Here is a 20,692-nt window from a genome sequence, read left to right as displayed (position 1 = left end):
GCAGCAAGGCCGGGTTAATCCCCGGCCTTCTTGTTTATGGAAAGAAAAGTGCTATATTCTTTCTAGGGAAAGGATATATGCCATGAATATTCACGCCAAGACCGCCATGGATCCTGCTTCGCAGGGCAGGGTCGTCACCAAGGCCGTTATGACCGCTGCCGAGCGGCTGGGCCTTAACGCGGCCCGCACCGCGGATATTCTCGGTGTTTCCGCCCCGACGGTGTCGCGCATGAAGCGGCTCGATTTCCTGCTGGAGCCGGGCGCCAAGTCTTTCGAGCTTGCGGTGCTGCTGATCCGGGTTTTCCGTTCGCTGGATGCAATCGCCGGCGGCGACGAGGCGGTAGCCAAAAACTGGCTGCGCAATCACAATACGGCGCTCAACGCCGTGCCTGCCGAGAGGCTCACCACCATTACCGGATTGATCGATGTCCTCTCCTATCTGGACGCCCGACGCGCTCCTGTCTGAAAAGCGCGCCGCATCGGGAAAATACTGGCGGCTGGTGGAAGCGCAGCATCAGGTTTCCACCATGAAGCTGGTTGATACGGTGGAGGAGCAATCGCTGCTGGAAGATATTCTGGAGGCGAGCAAGCGGCCATTTCCGCCGGAATGCGCCGGGCTCGATTATCTTCTTGCCACGCCCTTCCGGTATGGTGCGGCCTATCCACATGGCTCGCGTTTCCGCCGGGCTGGCTTTACCGAAGGCGTTTATTACGCCGCAGCCAAGGTGGAAACCGCGCTTGCCGAAATGGCATTCTACCGACTGCTGTTTTATGCGGAATCTCCCGGCACACCGCTGCCTGCCAATCCCGCCGACTATTCCGCCTTTGCCGCCCGTATCGCCACCGATGCGGCGCTGGACCTGACGCAACCGGAATTGAACCGGGACGAGGCGCTGTGGACCGACCTGCAGAATTACGAGCCATGCCAGGCGTTGGCCGAGCAGGCGCGTCTGGCGAAGATCGAGGCGATCCTCTACCGCTCGGTGCGCGATCCCGCAGGTGGCCTCAATATCGCGGTGCTGTCGCCGAAAGCCTTTGCCGAAAAAATGCCGGTGGAACGGATGAGCTGGCGCATCCGCCTGTCGAAGACCGGGGTGCAGGCACTGTGCGAATTTCCGATGCGCAGAACAGGGTTTGCGGTCGCGGATTTTTCCGGTGATCCACGCCTCGCCAGCCTGCTGGGCTGACGGGCGTTTCGCTTGTTTTTACTCTGAGCCCGTCTGAGGGGCCTCATGCCGACGCGAAAAACGCTTCGGGATCGTCGACTTCCACCAGCCTGCGCTTGTCGATCAGCCAGAAACGTGTCCCGACCGCCCGCACGAAACTCCTGTCATGCGAGACGAAGACGCAACTGGCCGAACGGTTGATGATTTCCGCCTCAAGCGCTTCCTGCCCATCTATATCAAGATGGTTGGTGGGCTCGTCCAGCAGGTAGAAATTCGGTTCCGCCAACCGCAGCGCCAGCATGGCGAGCCGCGCCTTCTGGCCGCCGGAAAGCGTTGCGATCCGACGTTTCTGCATTTCCATGTCGATACCGGCACCCGCAAGCAGGCCGTGTATGCGCTGGTCGCCAATGTCGAATCGGTGGGTCATGAGCGCAAATGGCGTGCTGTCGTCGTCGATTTCGGCAAGCGACTGATCGACATATCCGGCCACCAGCGAAGGCGTGACCTTTATGCCGTCCTGTATTTGGCCTTCATCCATCATCGCCGCTTTCAGAAGCGAGATCAGCCGCGTCTTGCCGACGCCGTTGCGGCCGAGAATGACGATGCGGTCGCCCTGGTGGACAAATTGCCGGCCGGTGCGAAACAGCAATGTCCCGTCCGGCGTCGAGACTGGCACATCCTCCAGAGTGACCAGAACCTTGGCATGGGTACCGCGATTGGCGAGCCGGATCTTGCCGGCGGAGCGCTCGCTATGTGCTGGGCGCGCATTCTCCTCCAGTTTCTCGGCACGCTGGCGCAATTGCTTGGTCTTGACGGTCAGAAGATCGCTGCCCGAATTGATGCCGATATTGTTGAGCTTGGCGGCCTGCCGGCGCAATTGCTGCGCGGTTTTCATGTCGCGCTGGAAACGCCGCTCATCGGCGGCATCCTCCTCTTCGAGTGCCGCACGCGCATGGCCGTAAGGCAGCCGGAACAGCGCCGAATTTTCCGGCCGCAGGAACAGCGTGGTCTTCGTGACATTGTCGAGAAAGGCGCGGTCATGGCTGACGATGACGACCGCCGTGTCGCGCGGCAATTGACCGAGCCAGCTTTCCAGCACGTTGATTTTTTCGAGGTCGAGATGGTTGGTCGGCTCATCGAGCAGGAGAACGTCAGGCTCGGTGATCCACGCCCGCGCCAGCATGGCAAGTCGCTGCCAGCCACCGCTCAGCTCTTTCAAATGGCGATGACGATAGGGTTCCGGCACCAGCATGGCATCAAAAATAATGTCGGCGCGCCAGCTCTCATTGTCGATCTCATCCACCGGCAGGGCGGAAAGCACGGCGTCCCGCATCGTCTTTTCCAGAAGCGGGGAGGGCAGGTGCTGGTGGACGATGGACTGCGTCAGCCCGCGCAGCCGGGTGATATCACCGCTGGTAGCGTCCAGTTCACCGGCAAGGCAATTCAGCAGGGTGGATTTGCCGTGGCCATTCGCGGCGACGATGCCGATGCGGTCTCCGGCATTCACGGTGAGGCCAAGATTGGAAAAAAGCGGCTTTCCCAGAATGATTCCGAGGTTTCGAAGCGTGATAAGGGTCATGAAATTGTCTCTGGCAAAACGGATCTGTGACGAACCGTGGTCTGCGACAATGCAGTACGGGATATCGGTTCGAGGTGATCCGTCGTGAAAACATGCGCAACGGCAGACAAGCTGCATTCTGCGCGGCCTTTTGGGCAAACCAGAGTTTTGGTGTTCCGGTCAGCCCTGCAAACGCGTCTGCAGGGCAAAAAGGTGGCAGATCTGGCGGTTGCGCCAGAAGCAGGAAATATCCATGCGAAGCCTCCTTTCTTGATACGTGTTCAACCGTTCAACAATTAACAGCGGCAGGGGTTCGAGGCAATGGCTTTTGAAGAGGCGGGTGGTGCCGGAGAATACGGCGACCCGCATTCTCCAGCCCTCAAGCGCGGCGCCCTTACTGTTTTGCCACGCGCTCGCGCAGTTTTTCCACATGTTCGGCGATTTCAGGTGTCACCGCGTCGCCGAAATCCTCCATTTCGAACATCGGGCGGATTTCGATTTCGCTGCGCTCCAGCATCGGGTTGGGGCAACGCTTCACCCACTCCACGGCCTCATCCATGTCCTTCACCTTCCAGAGCCAGAAGCCGGCAACCAGCTCGTTGGTGTGCGGGAAGGGGCCGTCGATCACGCTGCGGCTGTCACCATCGAAAACAACTCTTTTGCCTTTGGAGGAAGGGTGGAGGCCATCACCGGAAAGCATGATGCCGGCATTGACCAGTTCCTCGTTGAACTTGCCCATGGCTTCCATCAGTTCGGTGGTCGGCATTATGCCATCCTCGCTGCTGCGGGTGGCCTTTACGAAAACGATAACACGCATGGTTTCCTCCCTTGTTGCGTCTTCCTCGTTAGTTTCGCCGCCCGGCACGACGGGTAGATGACATTTTCACGGGTAAAAGTGGCAATACGCCGCTTTCCCGTCAGCCGAGATCAATGAGGTCGCGGCGCAGCCGGTCGGGGTCGCCGCTGCCGATGCGGGCCTCGATTTCGGCGTGGGTCTGTTGCCAGATAGGGAAGGCCGCGGTGAGTACGGCCATGCCTTCCACTGTCAGCCGCAGCCGCTTGCCGCGCTTGTCCTTTGGGTCTTGCTCGATACTGACCAGCCCACGCCGCTCCAGTGGCTTCAGCGCTGCCGTCAGCGTCGTGCGGTCCATCGCCAGAAGATTGGCGACCGGCCCCATCGGCGGCGGCTCCGGCCGGTTGAGCGACATCAGCAGGGAAAATTGGCCGTTGTTGATGCCCACGGGCTTCAATGCGTTATCGAACAGCCGCGCCAGCGCCCGCGCTGCACGTTGCGCATGCAGGCAAAGACAGGAGTCCCGCACTAAAAGAGTTGCCGAAAAAGGAATCACGCTGGCGTTTGACATGGACTATATATGTTGATATCAACGTAATTAGTCAAGCGGAACCTGTAGCCTTGCTGACGGTTTCCTGGCTTTCAATGCAGACACAGGCGGCGCCCACCATGGAGGCGGAGCGGTGCCGTGGTGAAAGACGGATCCAAGGAGGAAAGATCATGTCTCATCCCGTCGTTTCTAATGAGGAGTGGCTTGCGGCCCGCCGCGATCTGCTGGTGAAGGAAAAGGAATTGACCCGCGCGCGCGACAGGCTGAACGAGGCGCGCCGCGCATTGCCATGGGAAGAGGTGACGAAAGATTATATTTTCGACGCGCCGTCCGGCCCGAAATCGCTGAAGGAACTCTTCGGCAATTGCAGCCAGCTCATCGTATACCACTTCATGCTGGCACCCGACTGGGAGGAGGGCTGCACCGGCTGTTCCTTTTTCGCCGACCATGTCGATGGTGCGATGGTTCACCTGAAGCACGGCGATGCGGGTTTCGTTGCGGTCTCGCGCGCACCGCTCGAAAAGATCGAGGCCTATAAAAAACGCATGGGCTGGAAATTCCCTTGGGTCTCGGCCAACGGCAGCGACTTCAACTATGATTATCAGGCCTCCTTCCGTGATGAGGATATCGAGAGCGGGGCGATCACCTACAATTACCGTGAGATCGAGCCGATGGGCGACCTGAAGGACCTGCACGGCGTCAGCATTTTCGCCAAGGGCGAGGACGGCAGGATTTACCATAGCTATTCCGCCTATGCCCGCGGCATGGAAGAGACGCTCGGTACATTGATGCTGCTCGATCTGGTGCCAAAAGGCCGTAATGAAGACGGTGTAATGGATTGGGTGCGCCGGCACGACCAGTACGAGGACGAGCCCAAGGCCGCGTCTTGCTGCCACTGAAATAGGACGAGGAGGAGGAGACGACAATGGAAAATGCCAAGCCGCAGAAGGAACACGCGTTCCTGGGCAGGATCGTCGGCGACTGGGTCATGACCGCCAGTTCCGGGCATGAGGGATACGATCCCGATGACCCCGCCCAGCGGTTCACCGAAACCGTCAGCTCCATCGGCGGGCTGTGGATCATCGGGCACGGCACCGGCAAGATGCCTGACGGGACGGAGATGACGGCTGTCATCACCGTGGGTTTCGACCCTGCCAAGGGCCATTTCGTCGGCACCTGGGTGGGGTCGATGATGACCAATCTCTGGGTCTACAAGGGCTGGCTGGAAGACGACGGCAAGACCCTGACACTCGAAGCGGAAGGACCGGCCTTTGACGGTTCCGGCCGCATCGATACCTATCGCGACGTGCTGGTGCTGCACGACGACAATAACCGCAGCTTTTCCGGCAGCGTCCGGCAGCCGGATGGCAGTTTCAAGACCTTCATGACATCGGAGTTCCAGCGCAAGGCGTGACGCCCCGCCGGAATTTGCCCGATCGCGCCGAATAATGCGCTGCCGCGTCCTGCGGCGGCCGATCGCCAGAAAAATGACGCCATAACCCCGGAGAGATTCAATGTCCGATAGACACGGAAAATTCATATGGGTTGAACTGATGACGCCTGACATGGAGCAGGGTGCCCGCTTCTATGGTCATGTCGCCGGCTGGCAGACCAAGGATTTCGGTTCGCCGGAAATGCCCTATCTGGTGCTGGAGGCCGATGGTAAAGGCATGGGCGGCATCATGGAACTGACCGAAGAACACAAGAGCCAGGGCATTCCTCCCAACTGGACCGGTTATGTCGGCGTTGACGATGTGGACGCCACGGCAAAACTTTTCGCGGAAAAGGGCGGTTCGGTCAGGCGCCCGCCGCAGGATATCCCGGAGATCGGTCGTTTCGCCGTGGTGGCTGATCCTTCCGGTGCGGTTCTGTGCATCATGACGCCGCTGCCGATGGAAACCGGCGGTTTTCCGCAGGAGACGCAGAACCTGCCGGGTCACGTCGGCTGGTACGAACTTGCCACCAACAATGTCGACGACGCCATAGCCTTTTACGGTGAGGTCTTCGGCTGGACCAAGGACCATGATTTTGACATGGGCGCAGAAATGGGCCCGTATCGCATCTTCGCCCATAACGGCAAGGTCGTCGGCGGCATGATGAAATGTATGGCGGGTGCGCCCACCTGTTATTGGGGTTATTATTTCAACGTCGACGGCATCGATGACGCCATCACCCGGGTCAGCACCGGTGGCGGCAAGGTCGTCAACGGCCCGATGGAGGTTCCCGGCGAGAGCTGGATCGTCAATTGCCAGGACCCGCAGGGCGCTTTCTTCTCGCTGCTGTCGCAGAAGAAGTAACCCTTCTGGGCTGATATACCGATCTGCCGGAGGCTGCTCCGGCAGATTACCGGTTTCTCGGTAGCCGAACGTGATCGATAAAGGCGCGGAGCTTCGGCGCAAGATGACGTCGATTCGGATAATAGAGATAAAAACCCGCAAAAGTCGGAGAATGGTCCTCCAGCATGGAAACAAGTTGGCCGCTCTCCAGGTAGGGACGGAAGGTCTCTTCCATGCCGAATGTGATGCCGGCGCCGGCACAGGCCAGCTTTATCATCAACTGCATGTCGTTGGTGGTGAAGTCCGGCTGGACAGCGACCGCGAATTCCCGGCCGTTTTCGGCAAATTCCCACCGATATGGCGCCACGTCCGGACGAGGCCGCCAGCCGATACATTTGTGATGGATCAGTTCGCGCGGCTGCGTCGGTAAGGTGACGCGATCTCGATATTGCGGGGAACAGACGGCGAGCTGCCGCTGCGGCCCGGAAACCGGAACGGCAATCATATCCTGCGCGATCAGCTCCCCCAGACGCACGCCGGCATCGTAGTGTTCGGCGACGATATCGAATTCCTCGTCCGTCACGACAATATCGAGTTGCACTTCCGGATGGATTTCAGCAAAGCGCGCCAGCAATGGCCCGGACAAGAAGCGCTCCGCTATCGAGGAAACAGCAAGCCGCAATTGCCCCCGAGGCGTTCCACTCAGGGAAGAGGCGGCCTGTGTCGCTTGCATGAGGTTGGAGATGGATGGCGAAACATCGGCGTAAAGCTGTTGCCCCGCTTCCGTCAGGCTGACGCTGCGCGTTGTGCGCTGAACGAGCGCTATCCCCATCGTTTCTTCAAGCCTGCGGATGGTCTGGCTGACGGCTGACCGTGTTACGCCGAGCCTGTCCGCCGTAGCCCGAAAATTGCGTTCCTCGGCAACCATGCAGAAGGTGGAAAGCGCGTTGAGATCAACATTCATTGGTTAGTAAATCTATCCATGGAGGTTATCATTGAGGTAATTATCACGACAATGGCAAAGCTTTATCTTTCCTGCAACGGCCTCCTCTCGAAAAAGCGGGCCGTAAAGCCAAGGAGAAAGCCATGACATTGAACAAAGTTATTCTCATAACAGGTGCGTCGAGCGGGATAGGTGAGGGTATCGCCAGAGAACTTGCCGCTGCAGGCGCGAAACTGGTTCTGGGTGCGCGCCGCATGGACCGTTTGCAGGCTTTGGCCGACGAACTGCGCCAAACGGGCGCTGAGGTTGTCGTGCATCCCCTTAACGTCACGGAAAGGCAGAGTGTCGAGGATTTTGCCGAGGCGGGACGCAAGGCGTTCGGACGGATCGACGTTATCGTCAACAATGCCGGCATCATGCCGCTATCGTTGATGTCGTCCCTCAAGGTCGATGAATGGGACCGCATGATCGACGTCAACATCAAGGGCGTGCTTTATGGCGTCGCCGCCGTTCTGCCTGAGATGACCGCCCGCGCATCCGGCCACATCGTCAACATCGCTTCCATCGGCGCACTGGCCGTTTCGCCCACCGCTGCCGTCTATTGCGCGACGAAATTTGCGGTGCGGGCGATTTCGGACGGGCTGCGACAGGAAAACCGCGACCTGCGGGTCACCTGCATTCATCCCGGCGTGGTGGAAAGCGAACTTGCCGACACCATCACCGATCCGGCCGCTGCGGAGCTGATGCAAAGCTACCGAGCCATAGCATTGAAGCCGGACGCCATTGGCCGCGCAGTCCGCTATGCCATCGAACAACCCGACGACGTGGACGTCAATGAAATCGTCGTCCGCCCGACCGCCTCATAGGGAGGATCGGGCCAATGAAGATTGTTTCGACATCGCTTGCCCTTGTACTCGCAACGGCCGCCGCCGATACCGGCCACCATCAGGAGGATCGTGCCTTGAAAGGGAATATGGACAAGATGGCCCAGACCGAAAGCCACCCCTATATCGGCATGTGGGTCACCGGCGACGGCCATATCCGTCAGGAGCTTTTGCCTGATGGCCGCTACGACGAGGCGCGCGGCCAACGCAAAAGCGCCTATCAGGGGCGTTACGAGGTGAGGGGCAACCATATCGACTATTGGGATGATACCGGCTTTACCGCCGATGGCGAGTTCATCGACGATGTGCTCTACCACGGCGGCATGATTTTCTATCGTGAGCCGTGAACCGGCACGCTAACAGGAAAAAATCCGCCCGGCTGATCGAGGCCGGGCGGCTTATCTGTTTTAACGCTTCAGGCTTCCCAGTATGCCGCGCACGATGGCGCGGCCCACAGATGTGGCAACCGAGCGGGCGGCACTTTTCATTGCCGCCTCGATCACGGTTTCGCGCTGATAACCGCTCGTCTTGCGGGCGCCGGTGGTGGAGGCCTTTGTGGGTTCCTCGTCGCCGAAACCGGGCAGGCGCCAGCGTCCCGAGGCACTGTCGGACTGGCTGGAGGCATTTTCCTCTTCCGCGCGCTTGGCGGCTTCGGCTTCCGCAGCCTTCTGGGCGCGTGCGTTGAGGATTTCAAAGGCCGATTCCCGGTCCACATCCCTGTCGTATTGACCGGCAAGCGGGCCGGTATCCATCAGCAATTTGCGCTCGGCATCGGTGAGCGGCCCGACGCGGCCCGAGGGCGGCCGCACAAGGGTGCGCTCGACGATGGAGGGCGCGCCCTTGTCATGCAGGGTCGAAATCAGAGCCTCGCCCGTACCGAGCGTGGTGATGATGTCGGCTGTGTCGAAGGCGGGGTTCTGGCGGAACGTATCGGCTGCGGTGCGCACAGCCTTCTGCTCGCGCGGCGTATAGGCGCGAAGCGCATGCTGCACGCGGTTGCCCAGCTGCGCAAGAACGGTTTCCGGCACGTCCAGCGGGTTCTGCGTCACGAAGTAGACGCCCACACCCTTGGAGCGGATAAGCCGCACCACCTGCTCCACGCGCTCGACGAGCACCCTTGGCGCGTCGTTGAACAGCAGATGCGCCTCATCGAAAAAGAACACCAGACGCGGCTTCTCCGGGTCGCCCACTTCCGGCAGTTCCTCGAAGAGTTCGGAGAGCATCCACAACAGGAAGGTGGCGTAAAGGCGCGGGTTCATCATCAGCTTGTCGGCGGCGAGAACGGAAACCGTGCCACGCCCGTCCGTGCCGACGCGCATGATGTCGGCAATATTCAGCGCCGGCTCGCCGAAGAAGTTTGCGGCACCCTGCTGTTCGAGAACCAGCAGCCCGCGTTGCAGCGAACCGACAGAGGTCTTGGAAATCAGGCCGAACTGGCTGGACAGCGCACTTGCATTCTCGCCCATGTAGTTCAGCAGCGATTGCAGGTCTTTGAGATCGAGCAGCGGCAACCCGCCCTGATCGGCGATCTTGAAGGCAATGTTGAGCACGCCTTCCTGGGCTTCCGAAGCATCCATCAGTCGCGCCAGCAGCAGCGGGCCCATTTCGGCAATGGTGGCGCGCACGCGATGGCCTTTTTCACCGTAGAGATCCCAGAAGATCACCGGCGATTTGCCGTAGGAAAAATCCGTGAAACCGATCTGTTCGGCACGTTTCTGCACCCAGTCCTTGGCTTCGCCCTGGGCGGCGATGCCGGAAAGGTCGCCCTTGATATCGGCGCAGAAAACGGGAACGCCGGCTTGCGAGAAACCTTCGGCAAGAACCTGCAGGGTCACGGTCTTGCCCGTGCCCGTTGCGCCGGTGATCAGGCCGTGGCGGTTGCCGAATTTCAGCTCCAGATATTCACCCTTGTTCAGGCTGTCGTCCGGATTGCGGCTGGTCCCGATATAGATCTGTCCGTCCTGCAACATCGACCATTTTCTCCTGCGACTGATGCATGCCCCTTAAATCGCGATCGATTTGAAGATGGTCATGTCCGAATTGAACTTTTACGGCACCCTCTAGCCGCTACTGCCAAAGCGGCCTTTTCATAGTATGGTTGTGATGATCTTATAAGGACAGTTTCAAGGCGCAACAACTGCTTGATGGCGATGAAGAAAAACCGCTTCATGAAAGTTGTCGCACCCGCCTGCCGCCCGCTTGAATGCGGCATGAGATTGTTTTACGTTGACGTTAACGTCAGTTATTCGGTGTTGGCGTCGTTTTTCAACAGGAGGCAAGAATGAACGAAGTCGTTGACCAGATCGCCGCAAAGGCGGGCATAGACCCTGCGCTGGCCGAAAAGGCTGTTGGCATGATTCTGGGTTTTCTCCAGCGCGAGGCGGCAGATGGTCCGATCGCCCGCATGATCGAAGCCATTCCGGGTGCCAGCGATCTCGTGGCACAGTATAATGGCGAGGGCGCTGGTGGCGGCGGTCTGCTGGGCGGATTGATGAGCGCGATCGGCGGCGGCGGCATCATGGGTCTCGGCCAGCAATTGATGAGCCAGGGCATCGGCATGAGCGAAATCACCACGCTCGCCAAGGAAACCATCGCCGTTGCTCGCCAGCACGCGGGCGATGAGACTGTCGATCAGGTGATCGCTTCGGTTCCGGGCCTCAGCCAGTTCGCGTAAGGCGACATTTTATTCGATAGCGGGGCGCGGCGGCTGTTCATTGAACCGGCGCCGCGCCTCTTCTATTTCCGCATGGTGGGTTTCCGCCCATATCCAAACGCCGCAAAAGGCGCTGCCAAGGGTCTCTCCGAGAGACGTGAGGCCATAATCCACATGCGGTGGAATGACGGGGTGCACGGTGCGGCGCACCAGTCCGTCGCTTTCCATCTGCCTCAGCGTTTTCGTCAGCATCTTCTGGCTGATGGTGCCGACCAGCCTGCCGATCTGCGTAAAGCGAAGCGTGCCATGCTCTTCCAGCACCTCAAGGATCAGCATCGTCCATTTGTCCGCCACTTTCGCGATGATATCCTCGACCAGCGCCTCGATGACCGGATCGGTTTCCGTGGGCGGCGGAGACTTGCGCCTGTTCTCGATCATGGGATCGGCGGCATACCGTTTCATCTAACACTCTCCTTTGGGTAAGTATAATTCTTTTGGGTGCCTACTTACGAATAGAGAGTATAGCCGCTAATTTCCCGTCATCCAACAGGCAAAGGATTTTTCGATGAAAACGACAGGCAACACCATTCTCATCACCGGTGGCGGCTCCGGCATCGGCCGGGCGCTGGCGGAAGCGTTTCACCGGCTGGGAAACAAGGTCGTCATTTCCGGCCGCCGTCAGAATGTGCTGGATGAGGTAACGGCCGCCAATCCCGGCATGGCCGCGATGGTCATGGACGCGACCGACGCCGAAGGCATCCGCTCTTTCGCCGACAATCTCATCAAGACACATCCGACGCTCAACGCCGTCATCAACAATGCCGGCATCATGCGGCCGGAGGACATCGCCTCGGCCCCGGACTATCTGGACACGGCAGAGGAAACCATCGCCACCAACCTTCTGGCGCCCATCCGCCTGACGGCGGCGCTGCTGCCGCATTTCCTCAAGCAGCCTGAAGCGACAGTGCTGACGGTATCCTCCGGCTTGGCCTTCGTGCCCATGGTAGTCACCCCAACCTACAGCGCCACCAAATCGGCCATCCATGCCTACTCGGTCGCACTTCGCGAACAGCTGAAAGAAACCTCAGTTGAGGTCATCGAAATCGTGCCGCCCTATGTGCAGACGACGCTGATGGGGGAAGGCCAGGCAAGCGACGAAAGAGCCATGCCGCTCGAGGCCTTCATTTCGGAAGTGATGGACATTCTTGGCGGTCGCCCGGATGAGAAGGAAGTGGTTGTGGAACGCTGCAAGCCGCTGCGTTTCGCCGCGCAGAACGGCAATTTCGATCAGGTGTTTTCGATGGTCAACGGCATGCATCCGTAAGACTCGGCCCTGTCTCGGACGCATCGCCTGTGATAGCGTGGCGCTCTTTAAAGGGAGCGCCAGCTTTTTATGGGCAGCCGTCAATTCCTCATGCCGAAAACCGCCATGCCCGGTATTGCTGCCGTGGTTGCGGATAGCGACCGCTCTTTTCCACGTCACATGCACGATCAGTTCGGCATCGGCCTTGTGGAGCGCGGCGCGCAGAAATCGCTGAGCGGGCGCGGCATGGTGGAGGCTGAAGCCGGCCATGTCATCACCGTCAATCCGGGTGAGGTTCATGACGGCATTCCGCTGGGAGAGGGCGGGCGCGCCTGGCGGATGATCTATCTCGACATCGATATCGTGCAGGCCGCCATTGCCGATATCATCGAAAAGGATCACGGCTTTTTCGAATTTGCCTATCCCGTCGATACAAGGCCTCTGGCGGACCGGTTCCGCGCGCTTTTTTCAGCCGTGACGGCAACTGATCGCCCGGGTAAGACCCTTCGCTGCGACGAGACCCTCCTTATGCTGCTCGTGGGTGCAATGGAAACAGTGGCAACACCACGCCAGACGGCAGCGCCCGATAGCATAAGACGGGCGAAAAGCAGGATCGATGACGATCCTGCCCGGCCATTGCGCCTAACCGATCTGGCGCAGGAGGCCGGCATGAGCCAGTTCCGCTTCCTGCGATCCTTCAGCAAGACCACGGGGCTGACGCCGCACAGCTACCTTTTGCAGCGACGCCTGCATCTGGCACGGGGTGCACTGGCCAAAGGCGCACCGCCCGCCGAGGTGGCGTTTTTCGCCGGTTTCTCCGACCAGAGCCATTTGAACAGGTTTTTCGTACGGCAGTTCGGGGTGACGCCTGCGGCGTATAGGGCAGCCGTTTCGTAGGGCAGGTTGGGGTAATAGGGCTACAGACGCGAGCCTCCAAGCCTCAACGCTGCAATTTCATCCAAGACCCCCGCGTCGGACACAGTCACGCTCCTGTTCTCCATTCAACGGGACTTGCAGAATCCATGACGCCCGAATTCCTCGTCACATCCCTGATCATTGCCGCTTCTCCCGGAACGGGTGTGGTTTACACGCTGGCCGCCGGCCTGTCCCAAGGGTCGAAGGCGAGCGTCGTCGCGGCTTTCGGCTGCACGCTCGGCATCGTGCCGCATCTGCTGGCCGCCATCACCGGACTTGCCGCCATTCTGCACGCGAGCGCCCTTGCCTTCGGCGTGATCAAATATCTGGGTGTCGCCTACCTGCTCTACATGGCGTGGAACACGCTTCGGGAAGATGGGGCGCTGAAGATCGACGACAAGCAGGAGCACCGCAAGGCAGGGCGGGTCATCGGCGAGGCTATCCTCATCAATCTCCTGAACCCGAAACTGTCGATCTTCTTTTTTGCTTTCCTGCCGCAATTCATCGCGCCGGAGGAGGTTTCTCCGACGTGGCGCATGGTCAATCTCGGGCTGATCTTCATGGCCATGACGTTTCTGGTCTTTGCGCTTTACGGCTGTTTTGCCGCCTCGGTCAGGCGGCAGGTTGTGGCACGCCCGGCCGTGCTCACCTGGCTGAGACGCAGTTTCGCCGCCGCGTTTGTGGCGCTCGGGGCGAAACTGGCGTTGACGCAGCGGTGAGACCGGACCGGGTTCACGCAGTCAATCGTCCCAGTCGGGCGCGAGGTGACCGGGGTTGACGATGCGGCCATCGGGTTTGGCAAGCGCGTGGATCGCCTGCATTTCCTCTTCCGAGAGCGCAAAATCGAAAATGTCGAAATTCTCCTTGAGGCGGCTTTCGGTTGCGGTCTTGGAAAGCGCCACGACATCCGGCTGCTGCACCGCCCAGCGCAGCGCCACCTGTGCGGCCGTCTTGCCGTGCCTTGCACCAATATCCTTCAGAACCGAATCATCAGGCACCTTGCCATCCGCCATCAGATAATAGGCAGTGACCGAAAGCCCGTGTTTGCGCGCGGCCGCAATCACCTTCGTCTGGTCCAGATAGGGATGGTATTCGATCTGGTTGGTGGCAAGCGGCGTGTCGGAGAGTTTGACCGCCTCTTCCGTCAGCGCCACGTTGAAGTTGGAAATGCCTATATTGCGCACCTTTCCGGCCTTGCGCACGTCGTTCAGCGCGCCGATCCTTTCCGCCAGCGGCACATCGCTTTTCGGCCAGTGCAGCAGCAGGAGATCGACATAATCCGTCTTCAGCTTTTGCAGGCTTTCATCGACGGAGGCGAGAAAATCAGCGTGGCGGTAGCGGTCCACCCAGACCTTGGTGGTCAGGAAAATATCGTGCCGGGAAATGCCGGACTTTGCGATCACTTCGCCAACCGCACCTTCATTCTTGTAGATCTGGGCCGTATCGACATGGCGGAAACCGAGTTTCAGCGCCTCCGGCAAAATGCGCCTGATATCCTCTTCCGGAATGCGGAAGGTGCCGAAACCGAGGGCGGGAATGTTCGCGCCATTCGCGTTGACGTCATACATGCATGTCTCTCCTGTTTATTGCAAACATGGCCGGCAAGGACTGCCGGATGGGGAAGCGGTCTTTTATTAACTGGTGTCCGCGCCATTGGTTTCAAGCGTCTCGCCATTGCGAGGCGCTGTGCGCGAGGCTACCAGTCGATGGCGAAACGTCGTAGATGGCATGATCGGAATGTGGAGGAACCACGCGTGTCGCGCTCACAACGGCTTCTTGATCTGTTGCAAATCCTGCGCGCCCACCGCATGCCGGTCAGCGGTATGGCGCTGGCCGCGCAAACCGGCGTCAGCCTGCGCACGCTTTACCGCGATATAGCAACGCTTCAGGCGCAGGGTGCTGACATCGAGGGCGAGGCGGGTGTGGGTTATGTGCTGCGTCCCGGTTTTTTGCTGCCGCCGCTGATGTTTTCGCAGCAGGAGATCGAGGCGCTTGTGCTCGGGTCGCGATGGGTCGCGGGCCGCGCCGATGAGGGGTTGGCGCAGGCCGCCCGCGCCGCACTCGTCAAGATCGCCGCCGTTTTGCCCGATGCCCTGCGTGAGGAACTCGATAATTCCACCCTGCTTGTCGGCCCCGGGCAGGCCATGGCCACCATCCACGTCGATCTCGCCGCCATTCGCGATATTATTCGCAAGGAAAGTAAGGTCGTGATGACCTATCGCGACGAGAAGGGAGAATTGACGGAGCGGGTGATCTGGCCCTTCGCGCTCGCTTTTTTCGATCTGGTGCGGGTGGTGCTGGCATGGTGCGAGACGAGGCAGGATTTCCGCAGTTTCCGGGCCGACCGCATCGAGAGCTTCAACCCTCTGGACAAGCGTTATCCCCGCCGCCGCCATTCCCTGCTGAAGGACTGGCGCGAGCGGGAAAAAAAGCGACGGCAACAAAATCATGCTGACAAAAACTGACAGCACGGGGGTCTAGAACCTGTTCATCCGCAACTCAAGGAGAACAGCCATGACCCACCCCGATTTCACCATTCTCTACGTCGACAACCCGCCGGCCAGCACGGAATTTTATAAAGCCCTGCTCGGCGCAGAGCCGGTCGAAGCCTCTCCGACATTCTCCCTTTTCGTGCTCCAAAACGGCATGAAGCTCGGCCTCTGGTCGAGGCATACGGTGGAGCCGAAGGCATCGTTAACGGGCGGTGGCGGCGAGCTTGCCTTCCGCGTCGAAAGTGATGCGCAGGTGGATGAAGCCTTCGCCGACTGGAAGACAAAGGGCATCGCCATTTTGCAGCAGCCCGGCACGATGGACTTCGGCTACACATTCACTGCGGCCGACCCCGACGGCCATCGTCTAAGGGTCTACGCCTTCGCGGGTTAGAGATAATGCGTTGAGGCCGATTGGCTAAATAGTGCCGTAGCCATGTCGTACTCTAAGCTCCCCTCATCCCTGTGACAGGCACAGGAATGAGGGGAGGCGAAAACTACGCTACTTCTTCACCGCCACCACGAACAGGCGCGGAAAACGCAACAGCAGCCGGCCGTCTGCCATGGGCGGATAGGCGGCTGCGATGCGCCTGGTATAGTCGTTGAGGAAGGCCTCGCGGTGTTCCTCCCCGGCGGCGGCAAGATAGGGGCGCAGACCCGTGCCCTTCACCCATTCCACAATGCTTTCCGCATCCTTCATGGGGTGGTTGTAGATGGTGTGCCACACATCCACCCGCGCGGATTTCGGTGTCAGCGCATCGAAATAGGCTGATGGCGCGGGCAGGGGTTTGCGGCGTAATCTGCCATCCGCAAACTTGTCCTTCCAGGGGCCGTCTGCTCCCGTTTCCTCCATGGCGCGATGTGTCGGCTCCTGCAGATTGTCAGGCATCTGCACGGCAAGAACGCCGCCGCTTTCCAGCTGGTCCATCAGCTGCGAAAGAACGGCAAGATGATCCGGCACCCATTGGAACACCGCATTGGCATAAAGCAGGTCCGCCTTCTGGCTGGGCCGCCAGTTGCCGAGATCGGCCTTGCCGAAACGGGTGTTGGGCAGCCGGTCCGCCGCCTTTTCCAGCATGTCGTCGTCGCTGTCGATGCCGGTGATGACGTTGACGCCGTAACGATCGGTCAAAAGCTCGGTGGAATTGCCCGGGCCGCAGCCCAGATCGTAACCGTTCAGCACGCGCTCCAGCGGCACCTGCGCCAGAAGATCCCTTGCCGGGCGTGTCCGCTCGTCTTCAAATTTCAGATATTGCTGGGCGGACCATGCCATGATTTTCTCCTGCTGACGTGTTGCATTCGGATCGGCGAACAAGAATGGTAAGGGGCGTTGCAAGCGCCGTCAGACTGCCAGCATCGCATGGGCGAAATCCCCCCGCCATCATCCAACGCATGAATTATTGTGATGGATCTATTCATCAACCTTTTGTTTCGCCTCACAAAACGTCTTTGTCAGGGCATGCATTTGTTATTTTCCATCAAAATAAGACATGGCGGCAATTAAAACTTGACCTCACCCGGTCAGAGGCATTCACTCCCGCCGATTTCAGAGCATTGCCAGCAAAAGTGCGGAGCGGTTTTGCGTGCGGCAATGTGGCAGGACGAAAAAGATGGAGCTCTTTCGCTTTTTGCAGAAAGGCGGAGATGCTCAAGACAGGAGACAGTCATGACCGTCGATACCGCACCCCGATCAACCACCTGGACCTATGTTGATGGTCAATGGCTGCCCGGCAATCCGCCGCTCATCGGCCCGACCTCGCATGCCATGTGGCTGGCCTCCACGGTGTTTGACGGCGCGCGCTGGTTCGATGGCGTGGCTCCCGATCTCGATCTGCATTGCCAGCGCGTCAACCGCTCGGCCATCAACATGGGCATGAAGCCGACCATGACGGCGGAAGAGATCGAGGCATTGGCGCTGGAAGGCGTCAATAAATTCGACGGCAAGACCGAAATCTACATCAAGCCGATGTATTGGGCAGAACACGGTTCGCCGGGCAGCGTCGTCGCGCCCGATGCCAATTCCACCCGTTTTGCGCTGTGCCTTTTCGAAGCGCCGATGAATGCCGGCGCATCGCTGACACTCACCGTCTCGCCGCTGCGCCGTCCTTCACCGGAAACCGCGATGACGGATGCCAAGGCCGGTAGCCTTTACCCCAATAGCGGCCGCGCCATTCTGGAAGCCCGTGCACGCGGTTTCGACAACGCCCTGATGTGCGACATGAACGGCAATGTCGCTGAATCGGCATCGTCCAACGTCTTCATGGTCAAGGACGGCGTCGTCTTCACCCCGGTTCCGAACCGCACCTTCCTTGCGGGCATCACCCGTTCGCGGGTGATGAGCCTTCTGCGCCAGGCCGGTTTCGAAGTGCGCGAAGCGACCCTGTCGGTCGAGGATTTCCGCGGGGCGGATGAAATCTTCTGCTCGGGCAATTATTCCAAGGTTTCCCCTGTTGTGAAACTGGATGACCGCGCATTGCAGGCAGGTCCGGTCGCCCGCAAGGCGCTCGATCTTTACATGGATTGGGCACGTCTCGGCGCAGACGTCTAGAGCGCCGTGCGTCCTGCCGGACGCTCTGACTCTCTTTAATCTGCGCATCGTTACGGACGAAAATCGAATGTGATTTTCTGTCTGGTGGGCAAAGCTGACACGTATTTCGATCAGGGCCATGGCAGGCGTTCGGCTTGCCGTGGCCTTTTGTTTTTGCAGTGCAGTATTTTCCCGCGAAAACTGAGGGGAATTTAATCCAATTTTAGACAAACCACACGTAGTTTGCAGCATCTTCCCTTCCGGCTAACGAGGGCCGCCAGATGTCTTTCAGCATTCGTAATGTACTTGTAGGATTTTTTCTTACCATCAGCCTCGCGCTGGCCGGTTTGGTCGGAAACGAGTTGTGGCGGTCGGCCAATCGCGCCGGCACCTTTTCAGAGGTTGCGCAACTCGTCTCGCTCGACAAGCTTCTTTTCAACGCTCTTTTGAATTTCCGCAGTGAACGCGGCGACAGCGCCACGGCACTGACGCTCGATCCGTCGAAATCGACGGGCAGCGTCGCCAGCGTGCAGGCCGCACGCCAGAAGGTGGATGCTGCCATGACGGCATTCCTCACGCAGTCTTCGTCGCTTGAAGACACGCAGCTTCAGGCACCGCTGAAGCGCGTTAAAGATGTCTACGCGCAGTTCGTCGAATTGCGAAAGAAGGTTGACGCCAACGTTTCGCTGCCGCTCGACCGGCGCGAAGGCGGGCTCGACAAGACGGTAATGGCGCTCGGCGGCGATTTCCTCGCCTCGCTCGAGGCGGGCTCGACGGCGCTTGAAGGCACTGTTCGCTCTCTCGATCAGGGTCAGACCGGTTTGATCCAGTTGCGCTCTTACGGCTGGTCTGCCCGTGCCCTTGGCGGCAGCGCCACCGTCATTCTCAACGCTGCCGTTGCCCAGAACCGTCCACTGACGGCGCAGGAGATGCAGCAGCTCGGCGCATTCGATGCGGGTGCGGCTTTCGCCTGGAAAGCGACCGGCGATCTGGTTACGCATGAATCGACGCCGCAATCGCTCAAGGATATCTACGCCACGGCGGACAAGACTTACTTCAAGGGCGATTTCAGCACGCAGCGCGCCAAGCTCATCGACGATCTCATGAATGGTCGCACGCCTGCCTTCACCATGGACAGCTGGCGCACCACCGTCACCGAAAACCTCGGCACAATTGCGAAAATCGCTTCTGCCGCCATGGATGTTCTGGACGCAAATGCCGCACAGGCCAAACAGGACGCCTTCATCGATGCGATGATCTATCTCGTCGTCTTCATCGCGACACTGGCGCTCTGTATCCTCTCGCTTGCCGTCATCGTCGGCCGCGTCACCCGCCCGATCAGCCGCCTGACCAACGCGATGATGGAGCTTTCGGGCGGCAATCTTTCGATCGATGTCGCCGGCGCAAAACGCGGCGACGAGATCGGCGAGATGGCCCGCGCGGTGGAAATCTTCCGCGAGGCGGCAATCCGCAACAGGCAGCTGGAATCCGAAGCCCTGGCCAACCGCGAGCGGGCCGAGCGGGACCGTATCGAGTTGCAGCAGCGCGCCGAGGCCGAGGCCGAAGAACGGCTCAATCAGGCCACGGGTTCGCTGGCGGGCGGTCTTCGCCGTCTCGCTTCCGGCGATATGGTCTGCGAGATCGCCACGCCGTTCGCACCGCAATTCGAGGCGCTGCGGCACGATTTCAACAGCTCCGTCGTTCAACTGCGCGAAGCGCTGACAAGTGTCGGCCAGTCCGTGCAGACGGTAAATGGCGGCGCTCACGAGGTTTCGTCGGCATCCGACGATCTTTCCCGCCGCACGGAGCAGCAGGCTGCCTCTCTGGAAGAGACCGCTGCCGCGCTGGAAGAGATCACCGCCAATGTTTCGGCCACCTCCAAGCGGGCAGGCGATGCGCGTGACACGGTGCGTGAGGCAAGGGCAAAGGCCGATCTTTCCGGCAAGGTGGTGCGCGATGCCGTTTCCGCCATGGAACGCATCGAGCATTCCTCGCGCCAGATCGGCCAGATCATCGGTGTTATTGACGAAATCGCCTTCCAGACCAACCTTCTGGCGCTGAATGCGGGCGTCGAGGCGGCGCGGGCGGGCGATGCGGGCAAGGGTTTTGCAGTCGTTGCACAGGAAGTGCGCGAACTGGCCCAGCGTTCCGCCAAGGCCGCCAAGGAAATCAAGCAGCTCATCAACACGTCAGCCGTTGCGGTGGGTGAAGGCGTGAAGCTTGTCGCCGATACTGGCGTCGGGCTTTCCGAGATCGAGCAGCTCGTACTGTCCGTCAACACGCATATGGACGCCATCGCCACCGCGGCGCAGGAACAGTCCGCCGGTCTCTCCGAGGTCAACACCGCCGTCAACCACATGGATCAGGCTACGCAGCAGAACGCCGCGATGGTTGAGGAAATGAATGCGGCCGGTGCTGGTCTTGCGCAGGAATGTGCCAACCTCCAGGCTTTGTTGGCGCAATTCCAGCTCGGTCAGCAGACTTCCGCATTGCGCGAGACGGCAAGGCACATGCGAGAGGCAAGCCCCGCACGTGCACCTGTCTCCCAGCCGTCCAGATCCCGCCCGGTCACTGCTTCGCGTGGCAATGCCGCGCTGGCCGTGAAGGGTGATGACTGGACCGAGTTCTGAGGACG

The 20,692-nt window shown here is 59.8% G+C and carries 24 protein-coding genes; 15 read left to right on the top strand and 9 right to left on the bottom strand.

The annotated features are described in order from the left end of the window. Nucleotides 1–82 precede the first annotated feature (82 nt). Complete coding sequence (locus J5276_RS10570) at nt 83–466, top strand: MbcA/ParS/Xre antitoxin family protein (RefSeq protein WP_003511907.1); 384 nt, start codon at nt 83–85, stop codon at nt 464–466. Further along, the gene (locus J5276_RS10565; protein WP_026330607.1) at nt 426–1,187 is read left to right on the top strand and encodes an RES family NAD+ phosphorylase; all 762 of its coding nucleotides are present in this window, start codon (nt 426–428) and stop codon (nt 1,185–1,187) included. Before J5276_RS10570 ends, J5276_RS10565 begins: the two co-directional genes overlap by 41 nt. 43 nt (nt 1,188–1,230) lie before the next feature. Here J5276_RS10565 and J5276_RS10560 read toward each other — a convergent pair whose 3' ends face one another. The 4 genes from J5276_RS10560 to J5276_RS10545 all read right to left on the bottom strand — a co-directional run bounded on the left by J5276_RS10560 (nt 1,231) and on the right by J5276_RS10545 (nt 4,088). Then, nucleotides 1,231–2,745 carry an ABC-F family ATP-binding cassette domain-containing protein gene (locus J5276_RS10560; RefSeq protein WP_112155228.1) on the bottom strand — a complete coding sequence of 505 codons (1,515 nt, stop codon included), beginning with the start codon at nt 2,743–2,745 and terminating at the stop codon, nt 1,231–1,233. 159 nt (nt 2,746–2,904) lie between these two features. Then, entirely contained in the window at nt 2,905–3,093 is a 189-nt protein-coding gene (locus tag J5276_RS10555; protein WP_112155229.1) for a hypothetical protein, read from the bottom strand. 25 nt (nt 3,094–3,118) lie between these two features. Then, a complete protein-coding gene (locus J5276_RS10550) occupies nt 3,119–3,541 on the bottom strand; it encodes a YciI family protein (protein ID WP_038490203.1) in 423 nt (140 codons plus the stop codon). A 100-nt stretch (nt 3,542–3,641) separates the two neighbouring features. Further along, entirely contained in the window at nt 3,642–4,088 is a 447-nt protein-coding gene (locus J5276_RS10545; protein WP_013635660.1) for a MarR family winged helix-turn-helix transcriptional regulator, read from the bottom strand. Nucleotides 4,089–4,237: 149 nt separating this feature from the next. On the opposite strand from J5276_RS10545, the gene J5276_RS10540 reads away from it, so the two are divergent. The 3 genes from J5276_RS10540 (at nt 4,238) to J5276_RS10530 (ending at nt 6,364) form a co-directional block, all read left to right on the top strand. Beyond that, the gene (locus tag J5276_RS10540) at nt 4,238–4,966 is read left to right on the top strand and encodes a thioredoxin family protein (RefSeq protein WP_025592728.1); all 729 of its coding nucleotides are present in this window, start codon (nt 4,238–4,240) and stop codon (nt 4,964–4,966) included. Nucleotides 4,967–4,992: 26 nt separating this feature from the next. Next, nucleotides 4,993–5,481 (top strand): DUF1579 domain-containing protein, encoded by a 489-nt coding sequence (locus J5276_RS10535; RefSeq protein ID WP_003511919.1) that lies wholly within the window; start codon nt 4,993–4,995, stop codon nt 5,479–5,481. A gap of 100 nt (nt 5,482–5,581) precedes the next feature. Beyond that, nucleotides 5,582–6,364: a VOC family protein gene (locus J5276_RS10530; RefSeq protein WP_112155230.1), complete on the top strand. Its 783-nt coding sequence runs from the start codon at nt 5,582–5,584 to the stop codon at nt 6,362–6,364. A gap of 46 nt (nt 6,365–6,410) precedes the next feature. Here the strand turns inward: J5276_RS10530 and J5276_RS10525 are convergent, their stop codons facing one another. After that, entirely contained in the window at nt 6,411–7,307 is an 897-nt protein-coding gene (locus tag J5276_RS10525; protein ID WP_003511921.1) for a LysR family transcriptional regulator, read from the bottom strand. A 122-nt stretch (nt 7,308–7,429) separates the two neighbouring features. On the opposite strand from J5276_RS10525, the gene J5276_RS10520 reads away from it, so the two are divergent. Continuing rightward, the gene (locus tag J5276_RS10520) at nt 7,430–8,152 is read left to right on the top strand and encodes an SDR family oxidoreductase (protein ID WP_112155231.1); all 723 of its coding nucleotides are present in this window, start codon (nt 7,430–7,432) and stop codon (nt 8,150–8,152) included. 14 nt (nt 8,153–8,166) lie between these two features. Continuing rightward, nucleotides 8,167–8,517 (top strand): Atu4866 domain-containing protein, encoded by a 351-nt coding sequence (locus tag J5276_RS10515; RefSeq protein WP_162632933.1) that lies wholly within the window; start codon nt 8,167–8,169, stop codon nt 8,515–8,517. 60 nt (nt 8,518–8,577) lie between these two features. Here the strand turns inward: J5276_RS10515 and J5276_RS10510 are convergent, their stop codons facing one another. Next, a complete protein-coding gene (locus tag J5276_RS10510) occupies nt 8,578–10,140 on the bottom strand; it encodes a helicase HerA-like C-terminal domain-containing protein (protein WP_065661258.1) in 1,563 nt (520 codons plus the stop codon). Between the two features lie 311 nt (nt 10,141–10,451). Here J5276_RS10510 and J5276_RS10505 point away from each other — a divergent pair, with 311 nt between their 5' ends. Continuing rightward, entirely contained in the window at nt 10,452–10,844 is a 393-nt protein-coding gene (locus tag J5276_RS10505) for a hypothetical protein (RefSeq protein ID WP_003511926.1), read from the top strand. Nucleotides 10,845–10,853: 9 nt separating this feature from the next. Here J5276_RS10505 and J5276_RS10500 read toward each other — a convergent pair whose 3' ends face one another. Beyond that, nucleotides 10,854–11,285 carry a helix-turn-helix domain-containing protein gene (locus J5276_RS10500; RefSeq protein WP_013635666.1) on the bottom strand — a complete coding sequence of 144 codons (432 nt, stop codon included), beginning with the start codon at nt 11,283–11,285 and terminating at the stop codon, nt 10,854–10,856. A 103-nt stretch (nt 11,286–11,388) separates the two neighbouring features. Here J5276_RS10500 and J5276_RS10495 point away from each other — a divergent pair, with 103 nt between their 5' ends. The 3 genes from J5276_RS10495 to J5276_RS10485 all read left to right on the top strand — a co-directional run bounded on the left by J5276_RS10495 (nt 11,389) and on the right by J5276_RS10485 (nt 13,760). Then, entirely contained in the window at nt 11,389–12,147 is a 759-nt protein-coding gene (locus J5276_RS10495) for an SDR family oxidoreductase (RefSeq protein WP_013635667.1), read from the top strand. 69 nt (nt 12,148–12,216) lie between these two features. Further along, nucleotides 12,217–13,023: an AraC family transcriptional regulator gene (locus J5276_RS10490; protein ID WP_112155233.1), complete on the top strand. Its 807-nt coding sequence runs from the start codon at nt 12,217–12,219 to the stop codon at nt 13,021–13,023. A gap of 125 nt (nt 13,024–13,148) precedes the next feature. Next, a complete protein-coding gene (locus J5276_RS10485; protein WP_112155234.1) occupies nt 13,149–13,760 on the top strand; it encodes a LysE family translocator in 612 nt (203 codons plus the stop codon). Nucleotides 13,761–13,781: 21 nt separating this feature from the next. Here the strand turns inward: J5276_RS10485 and J5276_RS10480 are convergent, their stop codons facing one another. Then, the gene (locus J5276_RS10480; RefSeq protein WP_013635670.1) at nt 13,782–14,609 is read right to left on the bottom strand and encodes an aldo/keto reductase; all 828 of its coding nucleotides are present in this window, start codon (nt 14,607–14,609) and stop codon (nt 13,782–13,784) included. Between the two features lie 186 nt (nt 14,610–14,795). Between J5276_RS10480 and J5276_RS10475 the strand changes: the two genes are divergently transcribed. Further along, a complete protein-coding gene (locus J5276_RS10475; RefSeq protein WP_112155235.1) occupies nt 14,796–15,506 on the top strand; it encodes a YafY family protein in 711 nt (236 codons plus the stop codon). A 49-nt stretch (nt 15,507–15,555) separates the two neighbouring features. Further along, entirely contained in the window at nt 15,556–15,924 is a 369-nt protein-coding gene (locus tag J5276_RS10470) for a VOC family protein (protein ID WP_019564132.1), read from the top strand. 108 nt (nt 15,925–16,032) lie between these two features. On the opposite strand, the gene tam is transcribed toward J5276_RS10470, so the two are convergent. Then, nucleotides 16,033–16,803: a trans-aconitate 2-methyltransferase gene (gene tam, locus J5276_RS10465; RefSeq protein ID WP_003511945.1), complete on the bottom strand. Its 771-nt coding sequence runs from the start codon at nt 16,801–16,803 to the stop codon at nt 16,033–16,035. 393 nt (nt 16,804–17,196) lie between these two features. On the opposite strand from tam, the gene J5276_RS10460 reads away from it, so the two are divergent. Then, nucleotides 17,197–18,078, top strand: coding sequence for a branched-chain amino acid aminotransferase (locus J5276_RS10460; protein ID WP_111783242.1), 882 nt, complete (start codon nt 17,197–17,199; stop codon nt 18,076–18,078). 260 nt (nt 18,079–18,338) lie between these two features. Next, the gene (locus tag J5276_RS10455; protein WP_003511949.1) at nt 18,339–20,687 is read left to right on the top strand and encodes a methyl-accepting chemotaxis protein; all 2,349 of its coding nucleotides are present in this window, start codon (nt 18,339–18,341) and stop codon (nt 20,685–20,687) included. Nucleotides 20,688–20,692: the final 5 nt, after the last annotated feature.

Source organism: Agrobacterium sp. S7/73 (genome assembly GCF_019355535.1).
Taxonomy (GTDB): Bacteria; Pseudomonadota; Alphaproteobacteria; order Rhizobiales; family Rhizobiaceae; genus Agrobacterium; species Agrobacterium tumefaciens.
Note: the sequence above shows the minus strand (reverse complement) of the source record. Positions and strands in the feature narration are given on the sequence as shown.